This is a genomic window from Rhizobium sp. CFBP 13644, assembly GCF_014842165.1.
GTDB lineage: Bacteria > Pseudomonadota > Alphaproteobacteria > Rhizobiales > Rhizobiaceae > Agrobacterium > Agrobacterium tumefaciens_C.
Genome location: NZ_JACYVF010000002.1, coordinates 537166 through 557087 on the forward strand (window position 1 = coordinate 537166; position 19922 = coordinate 557087).

The following is a 19922-nucleotide window of genomic DNA, read 5'->3' on the forward strand; positions in this document are numbered from 1 at the left end:
ACCACTTCGACAAGGGCAGGAAGTGCGTGGATTGGCAGCATGATGTGGAAAACCGTGGCCGCGTTAGCGGCCACGGTGTTGTCGGGTCAGGTGCGCACTACGCGGCGCGGCTGTAGCGTTGCTCACGCTGCGCGTTGGCCAACTGGAACTGCGCCAGCAGGGCGTTGAGAGCGGCGGCTTCCGTCGCCAGTCCGTGGCTTGCTGCCGTCTGTTCTTCGACCATGGCCGCATTTTGCTGCGTGCCTTGATCGATGGTGTTGATGGCGGTGTTGATCTCCTGCAAGGCGGTGGACTGTTCACGCGACGCCAGCACGATGGCGTTGATGTGCTGGTTGATTTCCTGCACTTCCGCAACGATGGTGTCGAGCGCCTTGCCAGCATTGCCAACCAGCGAGACGCCGGATTCAACCTGTGTCGTAGAGGCGCTGATCAACACCTTGATTTCCTTGGCGGCGTTAGCAGAGCGTTGCGCCAATTCGCGCACTTCCTGCGCCACCACGGCAAAGCCCTTGCCGGCTTCGCCAGCGCGTGCCGCTTCCACACCCGCATTCAGAGCCAGCAGGTTGGTCTGGAACGCGATTTCATCGATAACACCGATGATCTTGGAAATGCCGGATGAAGACTGTTCGATGCCTTCCATGGCCTTCACCGCATCGCCAACAACCACGCCGGACTTTTCAGCATTGCTGCGGGCACGGGCAACCAGACGACCGACTTCTTCAGCGCGCTTGGCGGAGTCCTGCACTGTGGTGGTGATTTCTTCCAGTGCTGCTGCAGTTTCTTCCACCGATGCGGCCTGCCGTTCCGTGCGCTTGGCAAGTTCGTCGGCGGAATGGCGGATTTCGCTGGCACCGGCGTCGATGGCACGTGCATTCTGGCCAACATTGACCAGCGCGCCGTTTAGCTTGCTGATGGATGCGTTGAAATCTTCACGCAACCGATCGATGCGTGCCACGAATGGCGTGGTGATGCGGTAACCCATGTCGCCATCGGAAAGATGCGCGAGGCCCTTGGCGAGGGAATCGACGGCGAACTGAATGTCGGAGGCATCCTTTGCGGAGAGTTGTTCGCGCTCATTGCGCTCCCGTTCGGAAAGGGTGCGGGTCTGTTCCGCGTCACCTTCCAGGCGACGACGCTCCATGGCGTTGGTGCGGAAGACGGCAACGGCTGCGGCCATGGAGCCGATCTGATCCGTGCGCTCCTGACCGGGAATGGTCACATCCAGATTGCCAGAGGCGAGCTGTTCCATCGCCAGCGTCATCTGCGAAACGGGCTTGATGACAAGGCTGTTCACGAGGAATGCGAGGAAGGCGATCATGCCCGCGACGGCCAGAATGGTAGCGACAACGGCGGCGATGCGGAACTGCGTAATGGATGCGAAGGCCGTGTTTTTGTCGATGACGAGGCCGACCGACCATTCGACACCGGGAAGGCCGGGCACCGCGATAAAGCTGGTGATCTTGTCAGCATCGCCAATGCTGGTCTGGGAAACGGCCTGAGAAATTTTCGGCGTTGCGACCGGGAAGAGATCAGCAAGCGTCTTGTTGATCATTGCTTCGTTGGGATGGATCAGGATCTTGCCATCCTTGTTGACAAGAAACGCATAGCCTTCGTTGCCAGCATCAACGGAGGCGATCATGGAAACCAGCGTTGTCAGCAGGAAGTCGCTTGCGGCAACACCAACCAGCTTGCCATCGCGCTTGACGGGCAGGGCGGCGCTTACCACTAGCTTGCCGGTGGTGGCATCGGTGTAAGGCTCGGTCAGAACGGTGGCATTGGCCTTGACGGCAGCCTGGTACCACGGACGCTGGCGTGGGTCATAACCTTCGCGCATCTTGGTCGATGGGAAGTTGTTGAACGCACCGGTCTCATCGCCGAAATAAGCGGACTTGAATTCGCGCGCCAGCACATCGTTGTGCAGGGCAAGCTCCAGCTTTTCCTTCGTTGTTGCCGTTACCATCGATGCGCCGACCATTTCGGTCATCATCACGCGGCCATTCAGCCAGTTGGCAATGCTCAGCGCAGACTGTTTTCCGGCAGCATTGATCTTGTCTTCAACGAAATGGTTGGCGGCATCACGCTGCAAACCATCAATATAAAAAGAGAAACCTACGAAAGCCGCGACGACCACGCATGAGGCGGCAGCGACGATCCGCGTCATTAAATTGGATTTTTGAGACACTAGCTGACCTCGGAAAGAGACCGGTGGGACCGGGTTTAATGGAGACATGCCCAATGGCGCGTACAGCGTGCGTCATGCACCCAGAAAATTGCTTATCATCAAGAATCTGTAGTGTTGAACGGTAAACAAACCCTGCAAAATTGACATGGTGCGTGATGTTGAGACCGCAAACTGTTGTAATTTATAATATATTATATTTTGATGACAGTTTTTGCGGGCGATATCATTCTTGCGCCAAGGGCGCGAATATCATAATCAGGGCTCGCGCTTCCCACACAGGTTGTATTGGGCGGCGGTCTTGCATTTTTGAGGTGAGCTAATGTCTTCGTCTGTTGCGGTTGAACGAGCTCCGCTGGGTCTAAACTCATGGGGCGCACATCTGCGTGCAACGCTTGCGCTTGGAATTCCACTGATCGGTGCGCAGCTGGCGCAGCTTGGCATTCACACCACCGATATGGTGATTGTGGGCCAGCTCGGCGCTGAAAAGCTTGCTGCCATGGTTCTCGCAGGCCAGTTCTTCTTCGTGGTCTTCATCTTCGGCTCGGGCTTCTCCGTGGCCGTGGTGCCAATGGTCGCCAATGCCTACGGGCAGGGGAATGCCATACAGGCGCGGCGCGCCTTGCGCATGGGCATGTGGGTTGCCATCGCCTACTGGCTTTTGACCGTGCCACTGTTTCTGAATGCGGAGAAACTCCTTCTGGCGCTGGGTCAAAACCCGGCAGTCTCGGCGCAGACAGGCGAGTATCTGGCCGTCGCGCAATTCGGCCTTTTGCCAGCATTGCTGTTTTATGTCATTCGCGGCCTTGTCAGCGCCATCGGCCGTGCGGGCATTGTTCTCTATGCCACCATCGCCATGTTGGTGCTCAATGGCTTTCTGGCCTATGCGCTGGTGCTCGGTCACTTCGGTGCCCCGGCCTTCGGCATGATTGGTGCTGCCTATGCGGCTGTCATCGTCAACACCTTCAGCCTCATCTTCATCATCGTCTATATCCAGACGCGCGATGAAACACGCCGATATGAATTGTTCGTGCGCTTCTGGAGGCCGGACTTTCACGCTCTTTGGGAGGTGGTGCGCCTCGGCTTGCCCATCAGCATCACCATTCTGGCAGAGGCCACGCTGTTTTCTGCCGCCTCCATCCTCATGGGGCAGATCGGCACGCTTGAGCTTGCAGCCCATGGCATCGCGCTGCAACTGGCTTCCATCGCCTTCATGATTCCGCTCGGCTTGGGGCAGGCGGCAACCGTGCGGATCGGTGTCGCGCATGGGCAGAATGATTATCCCAACCTCGTGCGGGCGGCGATCACAGTATATGGCGTGGCCTGTGCAATCGCTGTGTGTGGTGGCTTGTTGTTTGCCATTGCGCCTGAATATCTCGCCAGCTGGTTCCTCGACCCCAGCCTGCCCGGTGCCGCGGATGTTCTGGCCTATGCCAGCACGCTGGTCATTATCGCGGGCGTGTTTCAGCTGGTGGATGGCATGCAGGTGGTTGCCGCCGGGCTGCTGCGCGGTTTGAAGGATGCGCGGGTGCCGATGATCCTTGCGCTGATTTCTTATTGGCCCATTGGCTTCGCACTTGCCTGGGTCGCCGCATTTCCGCTCGGCTTTGGCGGACCCGGCGTCTGGTTCGGTTTCGTCGTCGGCCTTTCGGCGGCAGCCTTGCTGCTGACGACCCGCTTTTACGTGATGGTGAAGCGCCAAATGCAAACGGCCCGCTAACAGAACCTTGGCGGGCCAGATTAAGCTGTTCTGCCGGGCATATTTCCATCAGGATCAGCAACGATTGTCTCGACCATACCTTTTGGTATGCTCTTCACCAACCATCGCCGCCCTGACGAAAATCTGCTCCGGCAAAACACCTCAATCTGACCCGCCAAGGTTCTATGGCGGGCCGTATATTCTCTACATTTCCTAGAGTCTTATCAGCGCTCTGCCAGCGCTGCTTCGCCCTTTTTCTCCCGCAGCAGGTTCACGAAGCGGCGGAACAGATAGTGGCTGTCCTGTGGGCCGGGCGATGCCTCGGGGTGATGCTGTACCGAGAACACGGGCTTGCCGACGATGCGCAGGCCGCAATTGGTGCCATCGAACAGAGATGTGTGAGTCTCTTCAATGCCCTCTGGCAAAGACTTCGCATCCACCGCAAAGCCGTGGTTCATGGAAACGATCTCCACCTTGCCGGTGGTGAAGTCCTTGACCGGGTGGTTTGCGCCATGGTGGCCCTGATGCATCTTTTCAGTCTTTGCACCAACGGCGAGGCCGAGGATCTGGTGGCCAAGGCAGATGCCGAACATCGGCACTTCCGTCTTGATCAGATCCTGAATAACTGGAACGGCGTACACGCCCGTTGCAGCCGGGTCGCCCGGACCGTTGGAGAGGAACACGCCATCGGGTTTCAGCGCCATGATGTCTTCAGCGGACGTCTGGGCAGGAACGATCGTGACCTTGCAGTCCAGACCGGCGAACAGGCGCAGAATGTTGCGCTTCACGCCGAAATCCACGCAGACGACATGATACTTGGCTTCGGTCTGCTGAAGTTCGCTGTAACCCTCGTTCCAGACCCAAGGCGTTTCGCTCCAGACGGAGGACTGGCCGGATGTGGCTTCGATGGCAAGGTCGAGACCTTCAAGACCGCTCCAGGCCTTGGCTTCTGCCTTCAGCGCGTCGATGTCGAAAACGCCGTTCGGGTCGTGGGCGATGACAGCGTTCGGCGCGCCATTTTCGCGGATCCAGGCTGTGAGTGCGCGGGTGTCGATGCCGCAAAGGCCGATGATGCCGCGAGCCTTCAGCCATGCATCGAGATGCTTGGCGGCGCGGAAGTTGGATGGCTCGGTAATATCGGCCTTGAAGATAACGCCGACAGCGCCGCGGCGTGCGGCGGGCGTCAGATCTTCTATGTCTTCGTCATTGGCCCCGACATTGCCGATATGGGGGAAGGTGAAGGTAACGATCTGGCCCAGATAGGACGGGTCGGTCAGGATTTCCTGATAACCGGTCAGCGCGGTGTTAAAGCAGACTTCCGCCTGAACCTTGCCGGTTGCGCCGATGCCGGTTCCCTCGATCACGGTGCCATCGGCCAGAACGAGCATGGCGGTGGGTTTGCGGGTGGTCCAGGGTGCTGTCTCGGTCATCTCGTTTCCCGTTTCTGCCACTTCGGCCCGCCTCTTGAAAAGCAGGGGTAAAGCGGTCATCTTTTTTCGCGGATAAGGGCGCGCGAAAGCCTTCGCGTCGTAACCTTCGTTAAAATCCTGTGCAGGTGCCGGAAAATAACGAAAGGGGGGCGAAGGGTCAACCACGCCCACGAGAAATCCTAGGAATTTAAAGGCATCTGAATCAATGGCTTATGCAAATGATTTGCCGATGCATGGTTGCTCGTTTATGCAGCGGGCGAAAATATGACGGAAACGCCTTGCCCGGATTTGCCGGTGGAGATGGCTTTCCCAAGGAGAAATGACATGATCCGCGATACCTTCGCCGACGCTATGAAAGACGCCATGAAAGCCCGCGATACACGCCGGCTCTCCACGATCCGCCTCGTTCAGGCTGCCATCAAGGATCGGGATATCGCCAATCGTGGTGTTGGCAAGGATGCGGTGTCAGACGAAGAGATCCTGCAGATTCTGGCCAAGATGATCAAGCAGCGCGAAGAATCGGCCGGGATCTACGATCAGGCCGGACGCGCTGAGCTTGCCGAGCATGAGCGCGAAGAAATCGCCATCATCAAGGGCTTCATGCCGGAAGAAATTCCGCAGGAAAAGGTGCGCGCCATCCTCGAAGGCGTCATTGCCGAGACGGAAGCCTCTGGCTTGAAAGACATGGGCAAGGTGATGGCCGTTCTGAAAGAACGTTATCCCGGCCAGATCGATTTCGGCAAGGCATCGGCTTTGATCAAGGAATTGTTGAAGTAGGCCATGCGCTCTTAAAAAGATAAAAGGCAGGGCATATGTGGATGCCCTGCCTTTTTTGTTGCTGGGAAACGCGCTCGGGGGAAAGCGCTTGTTCGACGGAACGGGGAATTTCGCTCGAACCTTCCAGCATGCGACGACGCCGACTTTGAGCCGGTGAGGAGAGATTGAGCCGTTTTTCGCTCTGCTTCAACTTACAAATAGGTAATGTTTCGCGAGCGCGCTGCCTGTGAATAACGGGTATCACCCGTTTCGGCGCTTGGTAATTGCGCGTTGGTGGGCTTATATAACAGACTGGCCAAAACAGGCACTGATCCCAGGTAACAATGCGCTTTTCAAACTCATTTCTCGACGAGATACGTGACCGAGTGAACATCTCTGATGTTATCGGCAGACGTGTGACGTGGGACAGGAAGAAGAGCAACGCCTCCAAGGGTGATTATTGGGCATGCTGCCCGTTCCACGGTGAAAAGAGCCCAAGCTTCCATTGCGAGGACCGCAAGGGGCGCTACCATTGCTTCGGTTGCGGTGTCTCCGGCGATCATTTCCGGTTCCTGACTGATCTCGATGGCATGGGTTTTCCCGAAGCCGTGCAGCAGATTGCCGATATGGCTGGCGTGTCTATGCCGCAGCCGGATGTGCAGGCGGAACGCCGCGAGCGCGAGCGCGCCACGCTGCAGGACGTCATGGAAATGGCGACGCTGTTCTTTCAGGACCAGTTGCAGACGGCAGCCGGTGCGCGGGCCCGTGCTTATCTTCGCGATCGTGGGTTGACCGGCCGCACCATTGAAACATTCCGCTTGGGCTTTGCTCCCGATAGCCGCAATGCGCTGAAGGAACATCTGGCTTCCAAGGGCATTGCCAAGGAACAAATGGAGGCCTGTGGTCTGGTGGTGCATGAAAATGTGCCGGTATCCTATGACCGCTTCCGCGACCGCATCATGTTTCCCATTCTGTCCTCGCGGGAAAAGGTGATTGCCTTTGGCGGGCGCGCCATGGCCGCCGATGCGATGGCGAAATATCTGAATTCCAACGAGACTGAGCTCTTTCACAAGGGCAATGTACTCTACAATTTTGCGCGTGCACGGCGCGCCACCCAATCCTCCGGCACTGTCATTGCCGTTGAAGGCTATATGGATGTCATTGCGCTCTATCAGGCGGGCGTCGAAAATGCCGTGGCACCGCTCGGAACGGCGCTGACGGAAAACCAGCTCGACCTGTTGTGGAAAATGTCCACGCAGCCGGTGCTGTGTTTCGATGGTGATGGCGCGGGCATCCGCGCCGCCAGCCGTGCGGCAGATCTCGCCTTGCCGCATATCAAGCCGGGGCGCTCAGTGAGCTTTGCCCTGTTGCCTGACGGTAAGGACCCAGATGATCTGGTGCGCCATGAGGGCAGGGCACCGTTTGACCGGGTGCTGGCCGAGGCCAAGCCGCTGGCCGCGATGATCTGGAGCCGTGAGACGGCAGCCGTCACATTCGACACGCCCGAAAAGCGCGCCGAGCTTGAAAACCGCTTGCGGCAGATCGTGTCTGTCATTGGCGATGAAACGGTCCGCCGGTTTTACCAACAGGACATGCGCGACCGGCTGAATTCGTTTTTCCAGCCGCAGTTCCAGCGCAGCAATGGGCCGAACGGAAATTTCCGGCGTAATGATGGCAACAATAATCGTCCCGGGCAGAGAACCCCGGCGCGTGGAACGACCACGGGTTCGGGTAGCATTTCAGATCGGCTCAGCCAATCCGGCCTGGTGAAGGGATATCTCGGCGCACCCGCCTTGCGCGAAAGCGTGCTGGCGTTAACCATCGTCAATCATCCGCAGCTTTTGCTGGAGGAATATGACGAGATTGCCGCCATCGATTATGAGAACCGCGATTTGCAAAAGCTCTGGTCGCAGGTTTTGACCTATGCGGGCGAATGTGCGGCGGAACTTTCCCGCGATGGTCTGGTTCAACGTCTGGAGGCCCAGGGTTTCGATGCGCTGCTGAAAGCGATGAACCAGCAGGTGCGCAATGCGCGTCTGTGGACAGCGACCGAACAGGCGGCGCCGGAAGATGCGCGTGAGGGATATACGCAGTCGCTTTCGCTTCACAAGCGCACCAAGGCGCTTCGCTGGCAAAAGATCGACCTTGAGCGTGAAATCGCGGAAGCAACGGAAGCGGGAGACGGCGAGCACATGGTTCAACTGATGCGCGCCCTCTCGGAAGTGCAACTGGAGATCGGGAGAATGGAAAATCAGGAAGCGATCATCGATGGTTTCGGCGTCATGTCCGGCAGGGTCAAGGGGCCGGCCTATGGGCACGGTTAAGTGTTTGATGGCGGCGCAGGCTTGTGTTTTGCGCAGATAGACCTAAATAGGGGTTAAGTTGGTGAAGGCCCGCAAAATGTCGCTGCAATGACGGCTTTTTTGGTTTTTGGCCCTCGGTCTGGCCATAAAGGCTTGACGTGAAGGGAAATAGCGGGAATCACCATTCCAGGAAAGTAAGGTGGAATGGGCCTTGGCGGATCGAAACTGCGTAGAGAAGCATTTTTGGATGCACTGTCTTGATATTCCGCCAGTGGGAGCCGTGATTAAGCGGCAATTAAAGATCATTCCGTTAGGTGTTTGACAGTGATTCGCGGCCATTGCCGGATGCTCCAAGGGGCAAACGGTCATGCGGCGAAGCGGATTAGCGTCAGGGAAAGCGACGAGATAGATGGCAACCAAAGTCAAAGAAAACGAAGAAGCTGAAAACGAACGCGATGCTGCGACGGATGGGCCGCTTCTCGATCTTTCGGATGACGCGGTCAAGAAAATGATCAAGGCCGCGAAAAAACGCGGCTACGTCACGATGGATGAGCTGAACGAGGTTCTGCCCTCGGATCAGGTCGACCCTGATCGCATTGAAGACATTATGGCGATGCTCAGTGAAATGGGTATCAATGTCGTCGAAGACGAGGATGCCGAAGAGGCAACCACCGAAACCGAAGACAAAGAAGCCGACGACGAAGAGTCCGAGGGTGGCGAACTTGCGCCGTCCGCTGGCACCGCTCTCGCCACCGCCAAGAAGAAAGAGCCAACCGATCGTACCGACGATCCGGTTCGCATGTATCTGCGCGAAATGGGCTCTGTCGAGCTTCTGTCGCGTGAAGGCGAAATCGCCATTGCCAAGCGCATCGAGGCTGGCCGTGAGACAATGATCTCCGGCCTGTGCGAAAGCCCGCTTACGTTCCAGGCGCTGATTATCTGGCGCGACGAATTGAACGAAGGCACGACGCTTTTGCGCGAGATCATCGATCTCGAAACCACCTATTCCGGCCCTGAAGCCAAGGCTGCGCCGCAGTTCCAGAGCCCTGAAAAGATCGAAGCAGACCGCAAGGTTGCCGAAGAGAAAGAAAAAGCCCGCCGTCTGCGCAATCCCGGTGGCGAAGATGATGTGACCAATGTTGGCGGCGAAGGCCTTCCGCATGAAGAGGAAGAGGAGGACGATGACGAGTCCAACCTGTCTCTTGCTGCGATGGAAGCTGAACTGCGCCCGCAGGTTATGGAAACGCTGGATACGATTGCCGATACCTACAAGAAGCTGCGCAAGCTTCAGGATCAGCAGGTCGAGGCTCGCCTTGCTTGCACCGGCACGCTGTCCACCGGTCAGGAACGTCGCTACAAGGAATTGAAGGATCAGTTGATCACGGCTGTGAAGTCGCTGTCGCTGAACCAGAACCGCGTCGATAGCCTTGTCGAACAGCTCTACGACATTTCCAAGCGTCTGATGCAGAATGAAGGCCGTCTGTTGCGCCTTGCCGAATCCTACGGCGTCAAGCGTGACAGCTTCCTTGAACAGTATCACGGTGCGGAACTCGATCCGAACTGGATGAAGTCGATTGCCAATCTGGCCGCCAAGGGCTGGAAGGAATTCGCACGCGAAGAAAACAACACGATCCGGGATATCCGTCTGGAAATCCAGAATCTCGCTCAGGAAACCGGCATCTCGATTGCCGAATTCCGCCGCATCGTTTCCATGGTCCAGAAGGGTGAGCGCGAGGCGCGTATCGCCAAGAAGGAAATGGTCGAAGCCAACCTGCGTCTGGTGATTTCGATTGCCAAGAAATACACCAACCGTGGTCTGCAGTTCCTCGATCTCATTCAGGAAGGCAATATCGGCCTGATGAAGGCGGTCGACAAGTTCGAATATCGTCGCGGTTACAAGTTCTCGACCTATGCGACATGGTGGATTCGTCAGGCCATCACCCGTTCGATTGCCGACCAGGCGCGCACGATCCGTATTCCGGTGCACATGATCGAAACGATCAACAAGATCGTTCGCACATCGCGCCAGATGCTGCACGAAATCGGCCGCGAACCAACGCCGGAAGAACTGGCTGAAAAGCTGGCCATGCCGCTTGAAAAGGTCCGCAAGGTTCTGAAAATCGCCAAGGAGCCGATCTCTCTCGAAACCCCTGTGGGTGACGAAGAGGATTCGCATCTGGGTGACTTCATCGAAGACAAGAACGCGCTTCTGCCAATCGATGCTGCCATTCAGGCCAACCTGCGCGAAACAACCACGCGCGTTTTGGCATCGCTGACACCGCGTGAAGAACGCGTTCTGCGCATGCGCTTCGGCATTGGCATGAACACGGACCACACGCTGGAAGAAGTCGGACAGCAGTTCTCGGTTACCCGCGAACGTATCCGTCAGATCGAAGCCAAGGCGCTGCGCAAGCTCAAGCACCCAAGCCGTTCGCGCAAGCTGCGCTCGTTCCTCGACAGCTAAGGCCTAGTGATACGACAGATTGAAACCCGGTCAGTTCTTTTCTGGCCGGGTTTTTGTTTTTCAGGATGGTATTTGCATGTGTGAGGGGCGATTGCTCTCACGATTTAAGGACATGATGTTCTGATGGAACCGATGGCTAAGAACAGATGGTGGCAGGGGAGCTGGACGATTCCGGTTTCGCTTCTGCTGCATGTTCTCGTCGGCGCGACCTATCTACTGTCTTCCAACTTCACGCCTGCGCCAGCTGAGCCTGAAACGGTGAGCGTTGAAATGGTGGAGCCGCCGAGGCAAGAGCCGCCACCAAAGCCTGAGGAAAAGAAAGCCGAAGAGCCACCGCCGCCGCCCGCGCCGGAAAAACCAGCAGAGCCGCCACCACCACCGCCTCCGCCGCCCCAACTGGCGCCTGTCGCCATCAGGCCCGGCCCGACGCAGTTGGATGAACGCGACGAGCCCGGCCAGCAGGATGCCGGTGGGCAGGAGCAGAAAGAGCCCGAGAAGCAGCCAGATGTGGCGCAGCCTGCTCAGACGCTGCCTGACGTGGCTGAGGAGAAGCCTGAGCCTGCTGCAGCGGCTGAGAAGGCCACTGCAGACGAGGGCGAGATTGCTGCGGCTGAAGCACCGCCGCTGCCTGACGTGGCAACCGTTGCCTTGCCTGTGCCCAAGCCTGAATCAAAGCCAGCGCCGGAGCCAGCAAAGGCAGCACCTGATGGTGAGGAGGGGCCTAACCTCAAGCCCGCCAAGAAGATATTGGTCGGGGCAAAACGCCCCGGTGCCATGTTGCGCCAGATCATGGGCAACCTGAAGCCAAAGGATCGCGTGGCGCAATTGTGCGTGGCCGAGGCGATGGCTCAGATCAAGCAGGAGCGAAACGGGCAATATGACGGCCTTGAGCCGCATACAGGCAAAAACTATCCAATTGCCGGAAACCTGATGAATGCGCAGGGCGCATTCAATGTCGGTACGCAATGGTTCCCGATCAACTATCGCTGCGAAGTCGATATCGACAACTACATCGTGACCGACTTCCGCTACGCGATTGGCGCAAAGCTGACGCCTGATGACGTCAAGCGCTTGAAGCTTGTCGTTCGCTAGCCCCTATCAGGCAGGAACCTGCTTGCCGACAAGCTTACCGATGGATGCCAGCAAAGCATCCTCATCATAGGGCTTGTGGATAACAGGCACGTGGGAAAATTCCGGCGGTATCATGATGCCATCGGCATAGCCGGTGGCGAACATGAACGGAATGCCACGGCGCAGAAACTCATGGGCAACGGGTATGGAGGTATCCGAGCCGAGGTTGATGTCGAGAATGCCCACATCAGGCGTCACATTCTTCAATTTCTCCAGCGCGGTCGTCGATGACGTTGCTGTCTCGATATCTGTAATGCCGTGCGCTTCGAGCATGTACTCGACGTCCATGGCAATCAGCATCTGGTCTTCGACAAGAAATACCCGCAATGGTTCCTCCGGGGAATAGGGTCTGGAATAGGGCCGCTCCGATGCCGCAACTGCCTCTGGAGAGGTCGTGGGTCCCGGCGTTGCGTGGCGGGCTGGCAGCAGGATTTCGGCTTCGATGCCGTGCGGTGTGTAGGTGATCTTGCTTTTTCCGCCGAGGTCATAGGGAACGCTGCGGTTGATCAGCGCCGAGCCAAAGCCTGTTCTGGTCGGTGGTGTCAGCGTGCCGGGCACTGTCTCGCGCCAGGAAACAACGCAGTCACCGATATCGTTCAGTTCCCACAGCACGGAAAGCTTGCCACCGGCTGGCGCAAGCGCACCATATTTCGCGGCATTCGTTGCCAGCTCATGCAGAACCAAAGCCATGACCGAAAAGGCGCGTGCGTCGAGAAGAACACTTGGTCCACGCGCCTCGACTTCGGCATTCGGGGACCGGTGCGGAGAAAGCTCGGCATCCAGCAGATCCCGAAACAGGCCGCCGCCTTCACCGCGAATGACCTGGTCATGCGCAAAGGACAAGGCCTGAATGCGCCCCTTCAGGGCCGAGACATATTCCTCGAGCGTGCGTCCTTCCTGCGTGGGGTTGCCCACCAGAGACTTGATAATCGCAAGCACGTTTTTGACGCGGTGGTTCAGCTCTTCGTTCAGCATGCGTTGACGCACTTCTGCCTGCGCACGTTCCCCCGCCATCAACTCGCTGTGGCGGAAGGCAACCTCCACGAGGGCAACGCGGGCTGCCTCGGCAATCTGCCGGTCATCCTCGGTCCATGGCTGTGCCTGTTTGTAAACGGTCTCCTTCCACAGCGCAAAGCTCTTGCGCGGCGTCAGGCGGTCGCCAAGTGGGCCGGTCTCGTAGGATTTTTCTGGATTTCCACCCCAGTTCAGGGTCTGCACCAGTTCGCGACGGAAGAACAGCAGATAGTCATCCTTGACCTGCGACAGCGGAACAGCCAGCACGCCTGCAATCTCTCCTGAGAGATGTTCGGCTTCCGGCAAGTTGTGAATGAGTGAGTGGGTTGCCCACACGCGCCCTTCCGCAATGGAACTGACCAGTCGCCCCAGCTGCGGCGCCATATCTTCCGAAGGCGCGTGACCCTGGCTGCACCAGCGCCCATTCATCCACACAGCCACACCATCGCAGGGAAGAAGCGACCGGAAGTCAGCAAGGTTCTCCACCACCAGTTCTTCGATATTGTTATGATGTGCGGCAAGACGCAGGAACTTGTCCAGCGAGGCATGCGCCTCCTGCGCTGTGATGAGTTTCCGCTTCTGCTTCAGTGCCTGAAGGTGGAGGGAGAAAAACTCCCCGAACATCTCCGCTGCAATGCGTATGGGCATCGGCAGGATGCGGGGCGAATAGTGGTGGCAGGCAATCAGCCCCCAAAGTTGACCATCGATGATAATCGAGATCGACATGGAAGCCGATACGCCCATATTGCGCAGATATTCGCAATGAATGGGCGAGACGCTGCGAAGATGCGCAAAAGAAAGATCGAGCGGCTCACCCGATAGATCCAGCACAGGCTCCACCGCAATGCGCTCGCCGTTGGAATTGGAAATGATCCGCAATGTGTTTTTGAGATAAAGCGTTCGCGCCTGCTGCGGAATGTCGCTGGCGGGAAAATACTGGCCCAGAAAGCTTTCCAGCGCCGGCTGCTTTGCTTCGGAAATTACCTTTCCGGCACCATCCTGCTCAAACCGGTAGACCATCACGCGATCATAGCCCAACATCGCCTTGACGAGCCGCGTGGCGCGGGAAATCAGGCTGTCCACGCTATCGGCTTCGCGGATGCGGTCGATCATCAATTGCGCCGTGTGCAGAGGCTGCGCTTCCTCGCTGGCCGGTTCCAGCTCGATGATGGTCACGGATTTGTAGCGATGGATTGCAATGTCGAACAGCGTTCCAGCGGGCAGCTTGACGCTTGGCAAGAGCGCAGGGCGGCTGCGGTTTGCGGTCACCGTCAGCGCATTTCTCAAATCGTGAACGACAGTGGCGCCGAGAAATTCCTCAATCGGCTTGCCCGTCATCGAGGCAGAAATTCCCAGCATCTCGGCGCAGTTGACCGAATGGCGAAGCACCGTGCGCATGGCACTGTCGCAGGCAATCAGGCAGCCATGCGGCTGTATGTAACCGGGAATATGGATGGGTTCCCTGTCGCAGTTGGTAAGATCGACCTGCTGGTTTGGCGACGTCATAAAGTAGTCTTTCGATTTGGGAGAGAGGCCGTATCTATCGAGTTTCGTCTCATCCATAACCGAATATGCGATGTCGAAGAAGCATTGAGCCTTTGTGTGGAAACTGCAAGGGGATTGGTGTGGCTGCGCACTTGAAGATCGTCATACATGCGTCGTGCCGTTCCCCGTTGTGCTCGGTGTCACGCCCAACGCTCGATATGAAGAGGGCGCGCACAACATCACCTGTGCAGTAGAACGACAAGTCTCGGGATTTTGTTCCAATCAGAAATGCTAAACTATGGGAAGATTTTGCGGCCAGCGTTAATCGACCCCGTACCTTAGCCTTTACGGTCAAACCGTTCCAAACAGGATTTTCGCCACAGATAATGATATGGGTCGCTGCCACCTCATTCCCGACCTGAAAGTGAACATCGCCATGCCACAGAAGTTGATCGGTATTTCCACACGCGGGCAAGGGCTTTACGAGTTTACGGATGCGGCGCTGGCTTTCGTCAGATCGGTAGACCCGGAGGAAGGGTTGCTCACCGTGTTTGTGCGCCACACCTCGTGTTCGCTTCTGATCCAGGAAAATGCAGATCCGGATGTGCAGCGGGATCTCAAGACGTTTTTTGCACGCATGGTGCCGCCGTCCAGTGATCCATCGATGGATTGGGTCGTCCATACTGCGGAAGGCCCTGATGATATGCCTGCCCATATCAAATCAGCGCTGACGCAGGTCTCCATCGGCATTCCTGTCACCCATGGCGAGCTTGTGCTGGGAACGTGGCAGGGCATCTATCTTTTCGAGCACAGAGACCAGCCCCATAACCGGCAGATCTTCCTTCATCTCTCAACTTGAGGGATGGCGTCGAAATTTAGCAATCATGAATACAATCTGAATGTCCGGTTCTGAAAACATTCACACCGCTCTGGATATCGTCAGGACAGTCGACCGGGCCTTCTGGCATCCCGGCGAATGACAGGAAACGGAGTATGACAATGATCAGCACATTTGCAAAAGCAGGCGTTGCGGCCCTCATCGCCATCAGTGGCATTTCTGCGACGGCATCCACCGCGTCGGCAGGTCCAGATGTTCGCTACGGAATTTACGTGCAGGATGGCTATCGCCACGGCGGCCACCACGGCTGGGGCCGTCCAGATCGCGGCCGCGATCGTTGCGCACCCTGGATGGCTGAAGAAAAGGCCAACCGCATGGGTCTTCGCCGCACACGCGTGGTTGATGTTTCCCCGCGCCGCGTCGTCGTTGCCGGCATCAGCCGCCATGGACGGGATCGCGTTGTTTTCGCCAATGTTCGCGGTTGCCCGGTTATCCGTCGCTAACGGCACCAAGTCTATTTGAAAACAAAAATCCCCTCGTCATTTCAGTGGCGAGGGGATTTTCTTTTGTGGGGTGATGAGGCGCTAAACTGCGCCTCATCAGATGTTACTGTTGCAGCGCAAAGGTTACGTTGACCGTCACCTTGTAGCTGTTTTCACCCGCTGCAATCGGCACGCTATCCGATTTTTCCATTGCCGCTGCGCGCATCATCGTCTGCGGAACGGGCAGGGGCCGGTGCATGTTTTCACTGATCTCGATGATCGGACCCAGCTTCACACCGGCAGCCTCGCTCAGCGTCTTGGCCTTGGCTATCGCATCAGCCACCGCAGCCTTGCGCGCTTCCGTTACCGTTGCTTCCGGCTTGTCATTGGTAAAGCTGATGTCTCCGCCCTGGTTGATGCCCAGCTTGACCGAGCTGTCCAGAATCGAGCCGAGCTTGGCAAGATCGCGCACCCGCACCGTCAGCCCGTTATTGACCTGATAACCGGTGATTTCAGGCGCGATATAGACGCCGTCTTTAGGCTCGAACTGCTTGTACACAGGCTGAACGGACAAATTGCTGGTCTGCAAATCCCTGTCTGCGATGCCTGCAGCCTTCAGCGCGGCCTGTACCTCGGTCATTGCCTTGCTGGATTCACTCATTGCAGCCGCTGCCGTTTCGGCCTGCTTCATCACGCTGAACGACAAAACCGCCATATCAGGCGCGACGGCGGCATCGCCTTCACCGGATACGCTGATGACCGGCTCGCGTTTCGTATTTTCCTGCGCCGAAGCAACAAGCGGCGAGGCAACCAGCGCGGTAAACGCACACAGCGCCATTGAGCGTACTCGTATCGATGTCATTAAGCTTCCTCTTCATCATGTCCCTGATACGTGTGTTGCAGGAGATTATGTAGCGAATACGGCATAGTTCACACGTCGCCGGTTACAACGGCTTGTCGCGTCCAGAAATTTACGTTAAAGCCAAATCCGCGTCGGGTTGAACCATTGCAACCCCCGCATTCCGGCAAGGCTTCACGCACCGGAAAGGGCCTGTAGCTCAATGGTTAGAGCCGGCGGCTCATAACCGCTTGGTTGGGAGTTCGAGTCTCTCCAGGCCCACCATTTTTCATTTTACGCTCTTGCTCGGACTGTTCTGGCTCAGAGATATCTGGGTACCTTTGCTTCCAGCAATTTGACAAGCGCTGGGTCCATGAAGGTGTAATTGTCTGGAATATCCATGCATATCAGCCGTTTACCCTTGAGGGCAGTTCGATATCGGGCCTGCACTTTCGTGCGATGAGCCTTTTCCATCACGAAGATGATATCGGCCCATTCGATCAGTTCGTTAGAGAGCGGGGTCTCGGCGTCGTTGTTGGTACCGGCGGAAGAGACTTCTATGTGCGGCCAGGTTGAGAACACCTGTTCGGCGGTTGGGCTGCGGAGTTTATTCTGGCTGCAAACGAACAGGACGTTTTTCAACCTGATGAGCCTTCTGTTGGTTGCTGCGCGCTATTATCGCGGCTGTGTTGTGATAATGCGACTGATATAAAGTTGCTGATTGAATTTTCGGTCGAAAATGTGTGACAGCTACTTTAGTGAAAATATCATCTGTGGTTGCGTAAGGAGAATGTCCAGTGAGTGTGATGGTTGATGATCCCAATAATCGTAGCACTGGTGTCTTCGGCATTGTCATGCGCGTCTTGCTGGTCTCGCTGGTGGCTATCATGGGGTGGAACATTCTGCTGCCGGGGCTGGATCCAACTTTCGTGGATACACGGATAGGAAATGACGGTGCGTCGCGGCTCTCCATTTTGGCGGTGGGTGTGGGTCCAGTCCTGAACGCACTGGCGCTCGGGCAAATTGTTCGACTGGTTGCTCCGCATCTCTACAAGAGCACCGCTCTGCTGATTGTCGAAAATGTTGTGGCGCTATTGCTGGGCTTCTATCAGGCCGCTGGCATCGCCCAATCATTTTCAATGATGGGTTTTCTGGTTGATGAAAGCGCTTTTGCCTATTGGGTCATCGTCGCATCATTGGTGGGCGGCGTTGCAATCTCCTTGTTGCTTGCGCGGTTGGTTGCTTTGCCAGGCCTTGTTGCGGGTTTCTGGATTGTGTGGGTTCTGCCCGCACTGATTGGCCTGCCCGGCGAAGTTTCGTCTTCATTCGAACTTTTACGCACAGGTGCGGCTGATGGTGGGCAACTGCTGCTGGTTTTGCTCGTAATCGTCATCGGTGTCGCGCTGAGCTGGTTCGCCGCGCACTCGGTCATGCGGATCTCACGAGAGCGGACCGACTTTGCGGGCATCAAAAACCATGTGCATGTGTTGAATGTCGTCGTGTGGCCACCACTGCTGGCTGCCATCGCCGGTAGTTATCTTTTGACACCACTTGCGTATATCGCGCCCTTCCTGTTCGAAAATGCCACGTTGCTGAACATCTACACATCCGGAATCATGCCCGTTCTCATCGTCGTTTTCGTCTTCGGCTATCGCCGCTTTTTTTCAAATGCAGGCGTCACCATGCCGGTGTCAGTCGCGCTCGTGGTCGCGGTAACGCAGATCGCCTTGTTGCTGGGGGGAGGGTTTGTAACAAGACAGATGCTGTTGCCGCTCCCTCTCAGCAGCACCACTTTGCTTGTGCTGGTCACCGTCATCTACGCCCTTGTCGATGCAATCTGCAGGCCGTCAGCGCAGGCTACTTGAGCAGTCACGAAAAGGTGTTGCCTGCGGAGCGGTGGCCGGTGTTTCCCCTTTTGGTGGATCGCAGGCGGTGCGTGTAACTTGACACGCCCTGCGGGCCGCCGCATCGATGGGATGACATGCAGATTGATGAGGGAGGCACTATGACGAAACAAACGGCCACAGCGATAACAGGCGTGCCACGCGCATGATTTTCGGCATTGTTCTCTCCGCGATCCTCATCTGTGCGTTGATCGCCTATCCCAAACATCTCAAGAAGATCGTTGCCGCGCTTGCCATCATCTGGGCAGCCACGGCGGCCTATGTTCTGTTTGACTGGCTGCGGGCGGGTGAGCGGGTTGAGGCCATCATCGCCACTGCCAGCTTTGATCCGACCTGCGTGGAAGCGAATGCGCCGATCCGGGTGACTTTTCACAACACCAATGATGTCGCCGTGCGGCGTTTGACCTATACGCTGGAGGGTTTTGAGGCAGCGTTCAGGGCTTCCGTGTCGTTTGATCCCTATCAGGTCAGTGAGCGACGGCTGGAGGCGCAGGAGACTTTTGCTGCGTGCAGACCATTCCGGTTGCGCAACAATGAAAATGTCGATCCCCGGAATTTGGAATGGCGGGTCACGGTCAACTCTGCAGAGTTCGAATAGGCGAGATTGGTCGTGCAAACGACGATGTTCACGGTTTTTTGAAGCTGCACGAATCGTTCGAAAAAATCAGCTTATATAAACTGGCTATCAATGCTTTCGCGTCATTATGCCTTTGGCCGGTGACGTCGCGTGCAAGCGCGTTACAACTTCAGAACCCTTGTCTGGCCATCTTCGCAGTGTCATGTGAACCCCCACGTCTTGCACTACCAAGAAGGTTTTCAGTTGGTTTCAGTATCACGCGTCCTGAAAATTGGCATTCTCTGCCTCATCGCCGTACCGGCAACAGTCGGTGCGCATATGGGGTTCAACCAGTTGACTGGTAACTTCCATGAGGTCCTGCCCGGTGAGCTTTACAGATCGGGCCAGCCCAGCGGCGATGATGTCCAGAAATACGCCCAGCAGTTCGGCATCAAAACGATCATCAATCTGCGCGATGAAAATCCCGATGGCTGGTACAGCGACGAAAAGAACGCCGCTGATCGCAACAACGTCAAGATGATTGATTTTCCTATGAGTTCCGCCCGGGAACTGCCACAGGCTCAGGCCGAAGAACTGGCGCGGATCATGAAGGATGCGCCAAAGCCCGTCCTCATTCATTGTGAACATGGTGCCAACCGCACTGGTCTTGCATCGGCGATCTATGTCGGTGCTGTCGCGAAAAAAAGCGAAGCGGATGCCGAGTTCCAGCTTTCACCCTTTTACGGCCATGTGCCCATTCCCGGTGTGGGCCGTTACGCCATGTACCAGTCCTGGGATGATTTTGAAGAGACGATCGGGTTCTGATCGAGACCCGCTTTCCGT

At 56.9% G+C, this 19922-nt stretch carries 15 protein-coding genes and 1 tRNA gene; 11 read left to right on the top strand and 5 right to left on the bottom strand.

What is annotated here, in order from left to right:
* Window positions 1-97 precede the first annotated feature (97 nt).
* Window positions 98-2182 carry a methyl-accepting chemotaxis protein McpU gene (gene mcpU / locus IFT53_RS07690; RefSeq protein WP_192064160.1) on the bottom strand — a complete coding sequence of 695 codons (2085 nt, stop codon included), beginning with the start codon at window positions 2180-2182 and terminating at the stop codon, window positions 98-100.
* 319 nt (window positions 2183-2501) lie between these two features.
* Here mcpU and IFT53_RS07695 point away from each other — a divergent pair, with 319 nt between their 5' ends.
* Window positions 2502-3899 carry an MATE family efflux transporter gene (locus tag IFT53_RS07695; RefSeq protein WP_192064159.1) on the top strand — a complete coding sequence of 466 codons (1398 nt, stop codon included), beginning with the start codon at window positions 2502-2504 and terminating at the stop codon, window positions 3897-3899.
* Window positions 3900-4102: 203 nt separating this feature from the next.
* On the opposite strand, the gene carA is transcribed toward IFT53_RS07695, so the two are convergent.
* Window positions 4103-5308 carry a glutamine-hydrolyzing carbamoyl-phosphate synthase small subunit gene (carA, locus tag IFT53_RS07700; protein WP_042617750.1) on the bottom strand — a complete coding sequence of 402 codons (1206 nt, stop codon included), beginning with the start codon at window positions 5306-5308 and terminating at the stop codon, window positions 4103-4105.
* A gap of 324 nt (window positions 5309-5632) precedes the next feature.
* On the opposite strand from carA, the gene IFT53_RS07705 reads away from it, so the two are divergent.
* The 4 genes from IFT53_RS07705 to IFT53_RS07720 all read left to right on the top strand — a co-directional run bounded on the left by IFT53_RS07705 (window position 5633) and on the right by IFT53_RS07720 (window position 11923).
* Complete coding sequence (locus tag IFT53_RS07705) at window positions 5633-6085, top strand: GatB/YqeY domain-containing protein (protein WP_042617262.1); 453 nt, start codon at window positions 5633-5635, stop codon at window positions 6083-6085.
* A gap of 323 nt (window positions 6086-6408) precedes the next feature.
* On the top strand, window positions 6409-8388 hold the full coding sequence (gene dnaG / locus IFT53_RS07710) for a DNA primase (protein ID WP_042617261.1): 1980 nt from the start codon (window positions 6409-6411) through the stop codon (window positions 8386-8388).
* A gap of 388 nt (window positions 8389-8776) precedes the next feature.
* A complete protein-coding gene (rpoD, locus tag IFT53_RS07715; RefSeq protein WP_042617260.1) occupies window positions 8777-10831 on the top strand; it encodes an RNA polymerase sigma factor RpoD in 2055 nt (684 codons plus the stop codon).
* A gap of 132 nt (window positions 10832-10963) precedes the next feature.
* Entirely contained in the window at window positions 10964-11923 is a 960-nt protein-coding gene (locus IFT53_RS07720; protein ID WP_192064158.1) for a DUF930 domain-containing protein, read from the top strand.
* A 6-nt stretch (window positions 11924-11929) separates the two neighbouring features.
* Here IFT53_RS07720 and IFT53_RS07725 read toward each other — a convergent pair whose 3' ends face one another.
* Window positions 11930-14482: an HWE histidine kinase domain-containing protein gene (locus IFT53_RS07725; protein WP_192064476.1), complete on the bottom strand. Its 2553-nt coding sequence runs from the start codon at window positions 14480-14482 to the stop codon at window positions 11930-11932.
* A gap of 415 nt (window positions 14483-14897) precedes the next feature.
* Between IFT53_RS07725 and IFT53_RS07730 the strand changes: the two genes are divergently transcribed.
* Together IFT53_RS07730 and IFT53_RS07735 are read left to right on the top strand one after the other, a co-directional pair.
* Window positions 14898-15320: a secondary thiamine-phosphate synthase enzyme YjbQ gene (locus IFT53_RS07730; protein ID WP_042617748.1), complete on the top strand. Its 423-nt coding sequence runs from the start codon at window positions 14898-14900 to the stop codon at window positions 15318-15320.
* A 140-nt stretch (window positions 15321-15460) separates the two neighbouring features.
* Complete coding sequence (locus IFT53_RS07735; RefSeq protein ID WP_042617747.1) at window positions 15461-15802, top strand: hypothetical protein; 342 nt, start codon at window positions 15461-15463, stop codon at window positions 15800-15802.
* Window positions 15803-15905: 103 nt separating this feature from the next.
* Here the strand turns inward: IFT53_RS07735 and IFT53_RS07740 are convergent, their stop codons facing one another.
* On the bottom strand, window positions 15906-16643 hold the full coding sequence (locus IFT53_RS07740; RefSeq protein ID WP_192064157.1) for an SIMPL domain-containing protein: 738 nt from the start codon (window positions 16641-16643) through the stop codon (window positions 15906-15908).
* Window positions 16644-16828: 185 nt separating this feature from the next.
* On the opposite strand from IFT53_RS07740, the gene IFT53_RS07745 reads away from it, so the two are divergent.
* Window positions 16829-16904, top strand: a tRNA-Ile gene (locus IFT53_RS07745).
* Between the two features lie 36 nt (window positions 16905-16940).
* Here the strand turns inward: IFT53_RS07745 and IFT53_RS07750 are convergent.
* Window positions 16941-17261 (bottom strand): low molecular weight protein tyrosine phosphatase family protein, encoded by a 321-nt coding sequence (locus IFT53_RS07750; RefSeq protein WP_192064156.1) that lies wholly within the window; start codon window positions 17259-17261, stop codon window positions 16941-16943.
* A 155-nt stretch (window positions 17262-17416) separates the two neighbouring features.
* On the opposite strand from IFT53_RS07750, the gene IFT53_RS07755 reads away from it, so the two are divergent.
* The 3 genes from IFT53_RS07755 (at window position 17417) to IFT53_RS07765 (ending at window position 19904) form a co-directional block, all read left to right on the top strand.
* On the top strand, window positions 17417-18484 hold the full coding sequence (locus IFT53_RS07755) for a hypothetical protein (RefSeq protein WP_192064155.1): 1068 nt from the start codon (window positions 17417-17419) through the stop codon (window positions 18482-18484).
* A gap of 184 nt (window positions 18485-18668) precedes the next feature.
* The gene (locus IFT53_RS07760) at window positions 18669-19121 is read left to right on the top strand and encodes a hypothetical protein (protein ID WP_042617255.1); all 453 of its coding nucleotides are present in this window, start codon (window positions 18669-18671) and stop codon (window positions 19119-19121) included.
* A gap of 222 nt (window positions 19122-19343) precedes the next feature.
* On the top strand, window positions 19344-19904 hold the full coding sequence (locus tag IFT53_RS07765) for a dual specificity protein phosphatase family protein (protein ID WP_192064154.1): 561 nt from the start codon (window positions 19344-19346) through the stop codon (window positions 19902-19904).
* The last annotated feature ends 18 nt before the right edge of the window (window positions 19905-19922 follow it).

Excerpts from the sequence above, each read along its gene's own strand:
- IFT53_RS07695 (WP_192064159.1), top strand. The coding sequence starts at position 2,502 with ATGTCTTCGTCTGTTGCGGTTGAACGAGCTCCGCTGGGTCTAAACTCA.
- carA (WP_042617750.1), bottom strand. The coding sequence starts at position 5,308 with ATGACCGAGACAGCACCCTGGACCACCCGCAAACCCACCGCCATGCTC.
- IFT53_RS07705 (WP_042617262.1), top strand. The coding sequence starts at position 5,633 with ATGATCCGCGATACCTTCGCCGACGCTATGAAAGACGCCATGAAAGCC.
- dnaG (WP_042617261.1), top strand. The coding sequence starts at position 6,409 with ATGCGCTTTTCAAACTCATTTCTCGACGAGATACGTGACCGAGTGAAC.
- rpoD (WP_042617260.1), top strand. The coding sequence starts at position 8,777 with ATGGCAACCAAAGTCAAAGAAAACGAAGAAGCTGAAAACGAACGCGAT.
- IFT53_RS07720 (WP_192064158.1), top strand. The coding sequence starts at position 10,964 with ATGGCTAAGAACAGATGGTGGCAGGGGAGCTGGACGATTCCGGTTTCG.
- IFT53_RS07725 (WP_192064476.1), bottom strand. The coding sequence starts at position 14,482 with ATGACGTCGCCAAACCAGCAGGTCGATCTTACCAACTGCGACAGGGAA.
- IFT53_RS07730 (WP_042617748.1), top strand. The coding sequence starts at position 14,898 with ATGCCACAGAAGTTGATCGGTATTTCCACACGCGGGCAAGGGCTTTAC.
- IFT53_RS07735 (WP_042617747.1), top strand. The coding sequence starts at position 15,461 with ATGATCAGCACATTTGCAAAAGCAGGCGTTGCGGCCCTCATCGCCATC.
- IFT53_RS07740 (WP_192064157.1), bottom strand. The coding sequence starts at position 16,643 with ATGACATCGATACGAGTACGCTCAATGGCGCTGTGTGCGTTTACCGCG.
- IFT53_RS07760 (WP_042617255.1), top strand. The coding sequence starts at position 18,669 with ATGATTTTCGGCATTGTTCTCTCCGCGATCCTCATCTGTGCGTTGATC.